Source organism: Microbulbifer maximicatervae (SeqCode) (assembly GCF_052468155.1).
Genome location: NZ_CP174335.1, coordinates 46,752 through 58,980, shown reverse-complemented (window position 1 = coordinate 58,980; position 12,229 = coordinate 46,752). Strand labels below are relative to the sequence as shown.

Annotated in this window: 12 protein-coding genes and 4 tRNA genes; 3 read left to right on the top strand and 13 right to left on the bottom strand. The window is 54.3% G+C overall.

Annotation, left to right across the window (positions count from 1 at the left end):
- Nucleotides 1–11: 11 nt before the first annotated feature.
- Nucleotides 12–86: transfer RNA gene (locus ACJJIY_RS00295), tRNA-Cys, on the top strand.
- Between the two features lie 81 nt (nt 87–167).
- On the opposite strand, the gene ACJJIY_RS00290 is transcribed toward ACJJIY_RS00295, so the two are convergent.
- Together ACJJIY_RS00290 and ACJJIY_RS00285 are read right to left on the bottom strand one after the other, a co-directional pair.
- Nucleotides 168–728, bottom strand: coding sequence for a disulfide bond formation protein B (locus ACJJIY_RS00290; protein ID WP_445358863.1), 561 nt, complete (start codon nt 726–728; stop codon nt 168–170).
- A 10-nt stretch (nt 729–738) separates the two neighbouring features.
- Nucleotides 739–858, bottom strand: coding sequence for a DUF5993 family protein (locus ACJJIY_RS00285; RefSeq protein ID WP_445359684.1), 120 nt, complete (start codon nt 856–858; stop codon nt 739–741).
- 464 nt (nt 859–1,322) lie between these two features.
- Between ACJJIY_RS00285 and ACJJIY_RS00280 the strand changes: the two genes are divergently transcribed.
- Both ACJJIY_RS00280 and ACJJIY_RS00275 read left to right on the top strand, forming a co-directional pair.
- A complete protein-coding gene (locus ACJJIY_RS00280) occupies nt 1,323–2,030 on the top strand; it encodes a SapC family protein (RefSeq protein WP_444896319.1) in 708 nt (235 codons plus the stop codon).
- 139 nt (nt 2,031–2,169) lie between these two features.
- Nucleotides 2,170–3,252 carry a sulfite exporter TauE/SafE family protein gene (locus ACJJIY_RS00275; protein WP_445358862.1) on the top strand — a complete coding sequence of 361 codons (1,083 nt, stop codon included), beginning with the start codon at nt 2,170–2,172 and terminating at the stop codon, nt 3,250–3,252.
- 109 nt (nt 3,253–3,361) lie between these two features.
- Here ACJJIY_RS00275 and ACJJIY_RS00270 read toward each other — a convergent pair.
- The 11 genes from ACJJIY_RS00270 to ACJJIY_RS00220 form a co-directional block, all read right to left on the bottom strand.
- Nucleotides 3,362–3,436 (bottom strand) — tRNA-Gln (locus ACJJIY_RS00270).
- A gap of 39 nt (nt 3,437–3,475) precedes the next feature.
- Nucleotides 3,476–3,552: transfer RNA gene (locus ACJJIY_RS00265), tRNA-Met, on the bottom strand.
- A gap of 92 nt (nt 3,553–3,644) precedes the next feature.
- The gene (locus tag ACJJIY_RS00260) at nt 3,645–4,598 is read right to left on the bottom strand and encodes a DMT family transporter (protein ID WP_445358861.1); all 954 of its coding nucleotides are present in this window, start codon (nt 4,596–4,598) and stop codon (nt 3,645–3,647) included.
- Nucleotides 4,599–4,656: 58 nt separating this feature from the next.
- Nucleotides 4,657–5,748, bottom strand: a complete 1,092-nt coding sequence (gene ychF, locus ACJJIY_RS00255; RefSeq protein ID WP_413663075.1) for a redox-regulated ATPase YchF — start codon at nt 5,746–5,748, stop codon at nt 4,657–4,659.
- A gap of 205 nt (nt 5,749–5,953) precedes the next feature.
- Nucleotides 5,954–6,550, bottom strand: coding sequence for an aminoacyl-tRNA hydrolase (gene pth, locus ACJJIY_RS00250; RefSeq protein ID WP_444892988.1), 597 nt, complete (start codon nt 6,548–6,550; stop codon nt 5,954–5,956).
- A gap of 5 nt (nt 6,551–6,555) precedes the next feature.
- On the bottom strand, nt 6,556–7,176 hold the full coding sequence (locus tag ACJJIY_RS00245) for a 50S ribosomal protein L25/general stress protein Ctc (RefSeq protein ID WP_413663073.1): 621 nt from the start codon (nt 7,174–7,176) through the stop codon (nt 6,556–6,558).
- Between the two features lie 189 nt (nt 7,177–7,365).
- A complete protein-coding gene (locus ACJJIY_RS00240) occupies nt 7,366–8,295 on the bottom strand; it encodes a ribose-phosphate pyrophosphokinase (RefSeq protein WP_108735320.1) in 930 nt (309 codons plus the stop codon).
- A 355-nt stretch (nt 8,296–8,650) separates the two neighbouring features.
- A tRNA-Gln gene (locus ACJJIY_RS00235) sits at nt 8,651–8,725 on the bottom strand.
- Nucleotides 8,726–8,736: 11 nt separating this feature from the next.
- The gene (ispE, locus tag ACJJIY_RS00230) at nt 8,737–9,660 is read right to left on the bottom strand and encodes a 4-(cytidine 5'-diphospho)-2-C-methyl-D-erythritol kinase (protein WP_444896323.1); all 924 of its coding nucleotides are present in this window, start codon (nt 9,658–9,660) and stop codon (nt 8,737–8,739) included.
- A 68-nt stretch (nt 9,661–9,728) separates the two neighbouring features.
- Complete coding sequence (lolB, locus tag ACJJIY_RS00225; protein WP_444896324.1) at nt 9,729–10,376, bottom strand: lipoprotein insertase outer membrane protein LolB; 648 nt, start codon at nt 10,374–10,376, stop codon at nt 9,729–9,731.
- Nucleotides 10,360–12,177, bottom strand: a complete 1,818-nt coding sequence (locus ACJJIY_RS00220) for a tetratricopeptide repeat protein (RefSeq protein ID WP_445358860.1) — start codon at nt 12,175–12,177, stop codon at nt 10,360–10,362. The genes lolB and ACJJIY_RS00220 overlap by 17 nt, the downstream gene beginning before the upstream one ends.
- Between the last annotated feature and the right edge of the window lie 52 nt (nt 12,178–12,229).

The window sequence follows — 12,229 nt, the reverse complement described above, 5'->3', positions numbered from 1 at the left end:
GGTTTTTTTATGGCCAGGTGGCAGAGAGGAAATGCGACGGTCTGCAACACCGTTTTTCACCGGTTCGAATCCGGTCCTGGCCTCCATCTATTCTGTTGATCTATGGATATATGCTTGGCAAGCTGTCTTTTGTATAGCCATACCCCTTTTCTTTTCTCAGCTTGCTTTTAAATTCCGTCGATAGCGCCAAAGAGCCAATAGTTGTCTGGATTATCCGGGCAGGCAGTAGGTCCACACTCTGCGAAAGTTATAAATATATTAAGTGCGGTAATTGAAAATGCAGTTACTATGGCCATTTTTCCGAGAGCTCCCTGATCGCGGAAACTGATAAATATGGGTTTTCCATATTGCTTATCAAATGCACCGATAATCGCGATGCCAATAACTGTCATGTAGAAGATAATTAGTGCCCAAGTGTAATAGTGATATCCCATTAATGGATCGCCATAACCTGGTGTTCCGGGAATAACATGTAGGCTGACTTGGCGCAGTGCGGTAGCGGCGCCAAATAGCGCTGACAGTGTAGCCAGGCTGTAGTGTAGAGGGCGGTTGCCATAGAGTACATTTAGCATCAGGCCAAATAAGACTCCTGTGAGCCCAATTCGTTGAAGTAAACAGAGAGGGCAAGGCATTTCTCCATTCACTAATTGAAAGTACTCTGCGGCGACGAGTACGGCACATACGGCAAGTATGCCCAGTGCATTAAGCTCTCGAAATATTTGCCCCATTCACCCTCCTCTACAAGGCTAAGTTGAGATTGTCGCCGGTGTGATAGCCCAGCCAGGCGATGCTTGATATCAAGGCAAAAATGAATGTTGCGGTTGCTAGGGTGTGGTAATTCTTCACGGCTAGAGACATTGCTAGGAGGTAAAAAATGAATAGTAGGCTCATCATAGTGAGGCGCCCCTCGGTTTTGACATCAAACTCACTCCAACCACTTCTTCAATCGTATAAAAAAGCACCACTTGTTACGATAGCTGTAGAGGTGAGGGAGGGCTGATACAGGTAATGCGCTACCTGTCAGGGTAGGCTAACTAATACTCGATTCGTTGATTTTGAAGGTTGCCGGGTCATTTTAAGGGGGGAGCAGTGAATTTAATTGGTTCGGCAGTCTTGAATTGTGTGAATTTAACCAAATAAATTTGTCTTTAGGTTGTTGTTGGTGGACTTTGTTTGCCAGTTGGGCTTCTTCCCTGTTTAATGCTGGCTTTGGTTTCCGGCGACTGTCGGGAAGCACTTGTCATCGTAGATGCGTAGAAGAGTGGTACGTTAGGGTATCTCTGAAAATTTAGTAACTATAAAAGTAGCTAGGAGTTGTACTTATGGCACAGATCAAAGCTTTGGATAAAAAGGCACATGCCAACCTGAAACTCACCCAGGATATTACTTTTGACCATGTAAGCGGTAATCACATCTTGCCGCTGGTGGTTCAGGAAATCGTACAGGCAGCCCAGAGCTACCCGATCCTGTTCGTTAAAGACCAGAATACTGAGCAGTTTAAAGTTGTGGCGCTTACCGGTCTGCGCCCCGGTGAAAACCTGTTCTCTGGCGCTGATGGCTGGAATGGCAGCTACATTCCAGTGCAAGTGCGCACTTACCCGTTTGTTTTGGTGAAGAATCCAGACAATGCTGATCAGGCTGTTCTGTGCATCGACGAAGACTCCAAGATGCTGAGCGACTCTGAAGGTGAAGCGCTGTTTGATGGGGAAGGCGAGCAAACTGACTTCCTGAAGAATCGCGCCCAGGCGGTGGTTGAAACTGCACAGCGTGTTGCAGTGACTGACTCTTTTATCGAGTTCCTGGTTTCCAAGGACTTGCTGACCCAGAAGAAGCTGACTTTGCGTGTTAGCGAAGATGACAAGCCTTACGATCTGACAGGTTTCTTTGTTATCGATGAAGAGAAGCTTAACAAGCTGTCTGATGAAGACTTCCTGGAGCTGCGTAAACGTGGCGCCCTGCCGGCAATCTACGCCTCTATGATGTCCTCTATGCAGGTTCAAAACCTGATTCGCAAGAAGCGCTTGAACTAATCGCGCTTTGCCCGGCAGCTGTGGCTGTCGGGCGACCCTCCTGACCGGAATAGGCGAACTCGCCAAATCTTGTCTTGATCCCATCTCACACTCGTACCACTATTGTCTCCCTCTGACGCTTTAGCTCACAAATGATAAGATGAAAAACGTGGCGCGATTCTCTCTTCGCTATTGGTTCGCTTGGTTGGTTCTGTTTTACGGTGTTTGGTTATTCCTGATTTTACAGGGCGAGAACCTGGCCCTGGCGCTCGAGCATTGGTCTATGGCGATGGCGATGGCGCTGGGTAGCTATGCCGCAGGTTCTACGCCGATGGGCGGCGGGACAGTTGGGTTTCCCGTGTTGGTGCTGTTTTTTGATATGCCGGCAAGTCTGGGTCGCGACTTTAGTTTTGCGGTTCAGTCGATAGGTATGGTCAGTGCCAGCTTGTTTATTCTCTGCCGGCGCCAGCAGTTGGCCTGGTCGATGTTGCGGGGGGCGCTGCTGGGCTCTCTTCTGGCGACTCCCGCCGGTATCCTATTGTTTGCCCCTCTGATACCCGAACTCTGGGTGAAGCTTTCCTTTGCCGTCCTCTGGGGCAGTTTTGGCATTTTTCATTTGTATCGCCTCAGCGAAATTACTGATTGTGAGCACGCGGGGGACCCTCAGTGCCCAACAGATTTTCGTGTCGGCTTGCTATTGGGCGCTTTTGCCGGCTTTTGCGTGGTGGCAGTTACCGGTGTGGGTGTGGACATGCTGGTGTATGCGGCTCTTGTGCTATTGAGCAGGGTGGACCTCAAGGTGGCGATCCCTACATCAGTGGTGATCATGGCATTTTGTTCGGTACTCGGAGTAATAGTGAAGTCGCTGGCGGGAGATTGGCAGCCTGGGGTGTTTGGGAATTGGCTGGCGGCAGCACCAGTAGTAGCCCTGGGGGCGCCTCTGGGCGTTTTTGTCGTTAGCTTGCTGGGGCGCAAGCCGACCCTGCTGATTGTGGCCTTCCTGTGCGTTGTGCAGCTTGTGTGGACTTGTATGTCCGAGAGTGAGGCTATGAAGGGATATGGTGGTCCGCTAGTGCTGCTGGCATTGCTGTGCTGCCTGGCGGGTTTCGAGTGGCTGCGGGAACTGGGTTTGCGCAGGGAACAAGTGCGAACGCCTGTAGCAACTTCAGGTACTGCTGACCTGGAGCCCGATAGCGCCTTAGAGACAGTTATGGAAGCTAATGGTGTGGTGCTGCCGGAGTAGTTGATTTTTGGATTGCGTTCGCCGGACGAACTATTCGCAGAATCAGATAAAAAACGGTTGGGCTTTTGATTGCTGCCCAGACTTGGGCCTGCTAGATAATTTGGGAAGATGGCTGGGGCGGAAGGATTCGAACCTTCGCATGACGGGATCAAAACCCGCTGCCTTACCGCTTGGCTACGCCCCAGTTTCAAGTTTCACAAAGAATAGCCTCTGTGATTTGAAATGGTAGCAAGGGGGAGACTCGAACTCCCGACCTCAGCATTATGAGTGCTGCGCTCTAACCGGCTGAGCTACCTTGCCATTTCTTTTGTTGTCTCGGCTGTCCCGAGGGCGCGCATTATTAAACGATAGGCCGGGGGTGTCAACACTTTTTTTGTATTCTTTTCAGATAGTTAGCGATTTTTTTCATCTGATGCCCGGGACTGCTCAGAACCGCGCCTGGAACTGATTGCGGCAAGGGCGGAACCGAATACTACGGCGCCGGCGCCGGCCCAGCTGACCCAGTTGAGCGGCTCAACTGCAATATAGTCGGGCCAGATAGAGCTGATCAGCGTACTGAACAATAGGGTGATGACTGGCACTAATGACAGGGTTGCGCTGACACTGGATGCCTCCCAGTGCGCTAGTGCCTTGCTAAAAGCCCCATAGGCGATCAGCGTATTGGCGGTGAGAAATGCCAATAGCACCCACTCGAGCCAGCCCAGGTGAGAAACCTTCATTGGCTCCGCCATGGGCAGGAAGAGCAGGGTCCCTGCGATATAAATTACTACCAGTAGATCCTGGGGTGTTGCGCGGCTCAATATTTTCTTCTGGAAAAAGCCGTAAATCGCCCAGGTGACAGCGGCGATCAGGATATAGCCGAGCCCCAGCAGGTATTCGCCGCCGGCGCCACTGGTCAGCTCTCCCAGGCGCTGGTTAAAAAATAGCAGCAGCCCGATTACTACCAATACCACGCCGCTCCACTGACGCGGCGAGAAGTGCTCTCCCAGCCAAAGCACGCTGGATATTAGTAGAAGCAGGGGGGCCAGCTGGATTACAACCTGAGCGGCACCAGGGGTAATGTAATTGAGTCCACTGGCGTAGGCGAGGTAGTTCACCAGGAGGCCGGCAACGGCGAGGAAGGTGAAAAGCAGTAAGCCGCGACTGAATAGTGGCTTGAGCTGTAACTTGCGCGCCTGTCCGTAGTAGACGCCCGCTAACAGTGCTGCACCGGCAAAGCGATACCAGGTGGCGGTACCGGGACTGATGTATTCGAGAAGCCCTTTGAGAGCGATGGGCAGGGTTGCCCACATAAATACGGTGATCAGCGCCAGGGGCAGGCCGACTTTCCAGTTTGATTGAGCCATGGAATTTACACGGGTGGCGCGCCTCCCCGGGGTGGGGAGGCAAAAAAAGGGGAGGCGGTTAGACGTTAAAACGGAAGTGGATTACGTCGCCGTCGGCGACAATGTAGTCCTTGCCTTCCAGGCGCCATTTACCCGCGTCTTTAGCGCCGGCCTCACCGTTGTTGTCAATGTAATCGCTGTAGCTGATCACTTCTGCGCGAATAAAACCCTTTTCAAAATCGGTGTGGATTTTACCGGCGGCGTTGGGAGCGGTAGCGCCCAGTGGGATGGTCCAGGCACGAACTTCCTTCACTCCAGCGGTGAAGTAGGTGTGCAGGCCCAGCAGTTGGTAGCCGGCGCGGATCACGCGGTTCAACCCCGGCTCTTCCATACCCAGTTCTTCCAAGAACTCCTGCTTTTCTTCGTCGTCCAGCTCGGCAATTTCCGCTTCGAGTTTGTTGCAGATAGGTACCAGTACCGCGTTCTCTTCAGCGGCGATGGCAGCTACAGCATCCAGGTGCGGATTGTTCTCGAAACCATCTTCGTCCACGTTGGCGATATACATGGTGGGCTTGATAGTGAGCAGGCTCAGTTCGCGCAGGTCCGCCAGTTCGTCTTCTGAAAGCTCGAAAGAGCGCAGCGGCTTGGCTTCATCCAGGTGTGGCTGGATTTTTTCCAGCAACGCTTTCATCTTGATCGCGTGCTTGTCCTGCCCCTTGGCGGCGCGGGTAAAGCGCTGTAGGGCCTTTTCCACAGTGTCCAGATCGGCCAGGGCTAGCTCGGTGTTGATCACCTCGATATCCGCCACCGGGTGTACCTGGTTGGCGACGTGGATAACGTTATCGTCTTCGAAGCAGCGCACAACGTGTGCGATAGCGTCGGTCTCGCGTATATTGGCGAGGAACTTGTTACCCAGCCCTTCCCCTTTGGAAGCGCCCGCAACCAGGCCTGCGATATCGGTAAATTCCATGGTGGTGGGAATTACCTTTTCCGGCTTGACGATCTCAGCCAGCTTGTCGATGCGGGGATCTGGTACCGGCACGACACCGGCATTGGGTTCGATGGTGCAGAAGGGGAAGTTTTCCGCATCGATACCCGCTTTGGTCAATGCGTTGAATAGGGTGGATTTGCCCACATTAGGTAGGCCGACAATACCGCAAGTAAAACCCATGGTGATATTTTTCCGTTTGCCCGAGGCGCATACAGCGCGCTCTGCTAATTGCGTTTGAGGTCCGGTAGTGATTGCGCTGGCGGGATTTTGGATGGGCGGGATGTCTCGGCCACCACAGGGTCCGGGCCAGCCGGGAAAATACCGGCAATTTAGCGCAGCACACTATCGAGATTTCCGCGGCAAAAGGCAAGCCGGCGGGTGGGATCTATTTGTTGGTGTGCAGCGTTTTCATGGCTGCGCCCCAGTCGCCGGAAGCGGCGGTGGGCAGAACGTCGATCGAGCGATCGATCGCATCAGCCAGTGTTTCCTGTTCCGCCCTGGGGGCTCGCTGGAGTACAAACCGGGCCACTTCGCTCGAGCTGCCGGGGTGGCCAATGCCGAGTCGCAGGCGCATAAAGTTTCGGTTGTTGCCCAGTGCGGCAATGATATCCCGCAGGCCGTTGTGTCCACCGTGACCGCCGCCGGCTTTCAGGCGCGCGATACCGGGGGCTAGGTCCAGCTCATCGTGAGCGACCAGAATGGCTTCCGGGGGAATCTTGAAGAAGTTCGCCAGTGGGCCGACAGATTGGCCACTGCGATTCATATAGGTGGTGGGAATCAGCAGCCGGATATCCTGGCTGCCGACCCGCACACGGCCAGTGAGGCCGTGATATTTGCTGTCGAGGCTGAGCTGGGTGCCTTGTTGGCGGGCCAGCTCGACAACAAAGTCGGCACCGGCGTTGTGTCGCGTCCGATCGTATTCCGGTCCGGGGTTTCCCAGGCCGACAATCAACTGGATCGGAGTATCCGGTGCCGCAGCCAAGGCGATTACTCTTCGCCTTCGCCAGCTTCGGCTTCAGCTTCCACAGCGCCGCGAGGCTTGTGGATAGAAGCTACAACCAGATCGTGGTCTGCACCGTGGCTCAGTGCCACAGACTCAACACCTTCCGGCAGTTTCAGGTCGGAGATATGCAGTACGCCGTCCATTTCCAGGTCGGCCAGGTCCACTTCGATGAACTCAGGCAGCTTGCCGGCAGGAGCGTTAACTTCCAGCTCGGTCAGGGTGTGGGAAACGATACCGCCAGCCTTAACACCTTTGCTGCTCTCTTCGTTCAGGAAGTGCAGAGGTACTTTAACGTGTACTTTGGTGTTGGCAGATACGCGCTGGAAGTCGATGTGCAGCAGCAGGGCTTTAGCCGGGTGACGCTGCAGGTCGCGCAGGATAACTTTCTCTTCTTTGCCGTCTACGTCAACAGTCAGCATGGAGGAGAAGAAAGCTTCGTTTTCCAGAGCTTTGGTCAGGTCTTTGTGCAGCACGGAGATAGAAGCAGGCTCTGCTTCACCGCCGTAGATGATGCCGGGTACACGGCCTTCCAGGCGACGCAGGCGGCGGCTCGCACCTTTCCCTTCATCGCTGCGGGCAATGGCGTTCAATTTAATATCAGACATGGGATAAACCTCGGGTTGTCTGTCCAGAGTGACCTGCGACCGGACCGCTCTGGCATGGATGTTAAATGGGCACTGGGCCCAAAAGTAATCGCCCGGCAGTGCCGGGCGGGCGCGTATTCTACGGGAATCAGCGCTAAAGGCAAAGTGCCCCGGCATGCGGGGCGCAGGGATACCTTGATCGGCAAGTTCCTAGCGGAACATTGCGGACAGGGATTCCTCATTGCTGATACGGCGCATGGACTCGGCCAGCATTGCAGACAGGGTCAGCTGGCGAATTTTTGGTGCCTTCTCCATTTTGTCACCCAGGGGGATGGAGTCGGTAACCACCAGCTCATCCAGAACGGAGTTGTTCAGGTTAGTGATGGCGTTGCCAGACAGTACCGGGTGGGTACAGTAGGCGACAACTTTCTCGGCGCCGTGCTCTTTCAGGGCGTTGGCGGCGTTACACAGGGTGCCGGCGGTGTCGACCATGTCGTCTACCAGCAGGCAAGTGCGGCCGCTGACTTCACCGATAATATTCATGACTTCGGCAACATTGGCGGCTGGACGGCGCTTGTCGATAATGGCCAGGTCGCAGTCGAGGCTCTTGGCCACGGCGCGGGCGCGCACAACACCGCCGATATCCGGGGATACCACCACCAGGTTCTGGTACTTTTGGCGCTCGATATCGTCGAGCAGGACAGAGGAGCCGTAAACGTTATCCACAGGAACGTCGAAGAAGCCCTGGATCTGTTCCGCGTGCAGGTCGACGGTTAATACGCGGTCGATACCTACGCTCACCATCATATCGGCAACCACTTTTGCGGAAATCGGCACGCGCTGGGATCTTACGCGGCGATCCTGGCGGGCGTAGCCAAAGTAGGGGACTACAGCGGTAACACGGCCGGCGGAGGCGCGGCGGAGGGCGTCTACCAGCAGGATCAGTTCCATCAGGTTGCGGTTGGTAGGTTGGCAGGTGGATTGCACCACGAAAACGTCGCGGCCGCGTACGTTATCGGTAATTTCTACTGCAATCTCGCCGTCGGAGAAGCGCTTGACCGTGGCTTCACCCAGGGGGATCGCCATATGGTCGACAACCTTCTGTGCCAGTTCCGGGTTTGCGTTGCCGGTAAAGACCATTAAGTCAGCCACTGCGAGTTCCTTTAATTCTGTCTTGAAGTGAATTGAAGTGTAGATGCCTGCATATTTGCTAGCAGTCAGGGTTTTTGCTGCAACACTTTTGTGTTGAGCGGCGCACTGTTGCGCGGATAAAAACAGGGTTTTGGCCACAGTTTTTTTCCTTGCTCAACGGGTTGCTCTGGGTGCGTGCTCGCACAACCATCGGGCGCTTGCATTCAAGCCTGCCTTCAGGATTCTTTAAAAATTGGGGAGTGGCTCTGTAAAGCCCTGTGCGAATGGCCTGGGCCGGCTGGATCAGCGTAGACTGAATCATGTCGGAACCGGTTTTTGACTGTGCCATTGCATATAAAGAAAGTGGCTGGGGCGGAAGGATTCGAACCTTCGCATGACGGGATCAAAACCCGCTGCCTTACCGCTTGGCTACGCCCCAGTAATGTTTCCTCAAAAATCTGAGGAGATTTTCGCTAGCGCTTGATGTGTCGGTGAAACCAATACACCCGCTGCTGTAAAACCCTGCCACGCTTCAGGCAGTTTGGCGTGTGCCTCAATGGCTGCCTCTGCCGTAGGGAATGCCGCAAAAATGCAGCCCCCGGTGCCGGTGAGTTGTGCTGGAGCAAGTTGCTCGAGCCATTCTCTGGCATCGCGTATTTCAGGGTAGAGCTTTTCAACTAATGGCTGGCAGTCATTGCCGGAAAATGTTTCCAGTTTTTCGCTGCCGAGTCGCATCTCGTTGGCCTGCTCCTCGCGAAGGGCCGCTAATGTAATTGCGACTGAATCTCTTGTCAAACGTGAATCGCGAAAAATTTTTGCAGTGCTCACTTCGCAACCAGTTGAGACAACCAGGTAGTGGCGTTGCTCGGTGGTTATTGGGGTTAATTTTTCACCAACCCCTTCCGCCCAAGCGGTGCGCCCGCGCACAAAAACTGGAACATCGGCGCCTAATTGCCGTCCCAGCTCCGCCAGTTTATCGATCGATAAATTGCACTGCCATAAGTGGTTGAGCCCGAGCAAAGTGGTGGCGGCATCGCTACTGCCTCCACCGATGCCGCCACCGTGAGGCAACTTCTTTATCAACCGAATAGAGGCGCCGAGAGAATTTTGTCGGTCCTGCTCAGCTTGTTTGCGCAGCAATTGAGCTGCGCGATAAACCAGGTTGTCCTCTTCAGCCACATCCAGCTGGCCTGCATCGATACTGACAATGCCATCGCTGCGCTCACTGAATTCCAATAAGTCGCCGAAATCGAGAAGTTGGAACAGGGTTTGTAACTCGTGGTAGCCATCCGGGCGACGGCCGAGAATGCGCAGAATCAGGTTGAGTTTTGCTGGAGCGGGCAGGGTTAGCAGCATGAGGCAAAAAGGGGTCAATCAATTACAGGATCGCCATAATACCTGCATGCTGCGATTTGGGCATTGGCAGAGTTATGTAAAACTCTTTACAAACCCCAGTCTTTAATCACCAGGGTGACGGATACCGGGCCAGTGGGACTGTTGGTTTGTGCTTTGATCCGGGTTGGCAGCATAAAGGAGCCTTCGCTGCGATATTCACTAAAACTCAAGGCCCAGCCGGATTGTTGCAGGCTTTGCAGCTGGCCCTGGGCGTTGCGCTGCTCACCACTTTTGGCGCCGGGCGCGGGAAGACCGCGCACCCAGTAGAACATCTCCCGGGCGGGCAGGGGCCACCCCAGTGCTTCTTGGGTTAGTTGTGCCGGGTTGCGCGCATAAATTGGCGGCTCGCTACCACGTACCAAACTGACGCCACCGGCTGAGCCGGTGATGACGGTAGTACCCGCTCCGAGCGGACCGCTGAGATGCAGGCGAAAATTCTCTGCACCGCCCTGAAGCCAGGCCAGGTTAGCGCTGCCGTTTTCTTTGGGGGAGCGAACACCCAGCTTGCCCTTGAGATTCCACTGGGTAAATTCAGCTACTGTTTGCGGCGTTGGATTTTGATTTTCAGTGGGGGAGCCTGGCTCCGGTTCCTGTTTGGTTTTTTGACCGGCACAAGCGGAAACCATTATTGCCAGACATGCCAGCAGTAACAGATAGAATCTTCGCGCGGTTGTCTTGTCAGCTATCTGATGCATGTTGTTCCAGTGACTCTTTGATTTGTAGGCGCTTCATGGCAGCCGGAATAATTTTGCTGTGGGGATTCAGCAGAAGGCCTTTTCTCCACATATTCATGGCGGCTTCTCTGTTTCCCTGAACCCAGAGTACTTCACCGAGGTGTGCGGCAATTTCGTGGTCGGGCAACTTTTCCATCGCCTGCCGCAGATACTTTTCCGCAGCTTCGTGATTGCCGAGACGGTACTCTATCCACCCCATGCTGTCGATTATTGCCGGGTCCTCAGGCTCGAGTTCCAAAGCGCGGCTAATCAATTGGTAGGCTTCTGTGTGCCGGGATTTATCTTCAATCAGTTTATAACCGAGCGCGTTGAGAACTGTGGCGTTATCGGGATTTCTTTCCAGCAGGTTTCTCAAGTCCTTTTCGAATTGTTGTGCGTTGCCGAGTTGGTCATGCAACAGCGCGCGAGTGTACATCAAGCGACCGCTGGTGCTGTTGGTTTGTAATGCCTCGTCTACTCGCTGTAAAGCCATACTGGCTTCACCACTTTTGCGAAGTAATTCGACCTCCATCAGGTAAAAATGTTCTTCCTGAGTGGGGTGTTTTTTTCTCAGTTCAGAAAACCACTCCCGGTTAGTGTTGTACTGTCCGAGGCTCGCCAGTAATTCCGTACCGCGAGTAATGGCTTCTACGTAATCACTACCGGGCCCCACTTCGCGGAAATATTTAATTGCATGGGAAAAATCCCCAGATTTTTCTGCAATGCTGCCCAGGTAAAAATAAGCAGCGGATTCGTGCTGCTGTAATTCAAGTAGTTGGGTAAAGAGGACTTTGGCCTCGTCAGTTTGCTCGGTCTCGTACTGAATTAGGGCCAACGACAAAATCAGGTTGCCATCTTCAGGGCGCTGCTTAACCAGTTCGGCAAACTGCTTGCGTGCTAGGGCCAGGTCCTCCCGAATCAACAGGCGGGCGTACTGAAGGCGCAGGCGGCTCTCGGAAGGATGGATGCCGACGAGTCGCTCGAGAAGGGAAATGGCTTCCTTGCGCTTGCCCTGATCAACCAATAGATGACTTTCCAGCAGTGGTGCATCCAGTTGGTCTGGATGGTGCTCTTGGACGCGGCGCACCAGGGACAGGGCGCGGGCGAATTCCCTTTCGGTGCGCAGTACCATGGCATAGGCGAGCACGACCTCGTCATCGAGGGGATAGACTTTTGCCAGTCGGGCAAACTCCCGCTTGGCTTGTTCCGTGAGTTGCTCGTGCCCAATAGCGGTTGCTGCGAGAGATTGCATGGGTGGGTTGCCGCCGAGTTCCAGGGTTTTACTGGCGTGAATCAGGGCTGTGTGTAAGTCGCCGGACAAAGTCAGCTCGGCTGTGAGGGCCAGCTGTGCATCGGCGTTTTGTGGCTCAAGCTCTACCCATAGCCTGGCTGAATCCAAGGCGGCCTGGCGGGCATTTAAAAAGCGGGCAATGCGTGTAGCGCGGGCGGCAACCCCGGGATCTTTGGTGACCTCCGCCTGGTGGTAGTAATTGGCTAGTGCAACGTCGTACTGCTCGCGGATACCGGCGACTTCGGCCACCAGAAGGGTGTAGAAGGTATCAATAGGGAAAGTTTTAGCTTCCGGCCCTTCTGACTCAGTGGTTTCCTTTCCCTTAAGGTTGCTAGGCTCCAGTGCTGTGTTCGCGATTTCTGTAGAGGGGGCTGCCGGCGTCTGGTACTGGGTACAAGAAGCAAGCATTACGGATGCTACAAGGAATGCGGCAAGCTTGAGCAAGTGGCTGGAAATTCGGGCCGGAAGCTGATGTGCGCGAGGTGGGAGCATAGATCGTGTCCATACGTTACGTTGTCGCTGAAAGCTGGGTATTACTGGCGTG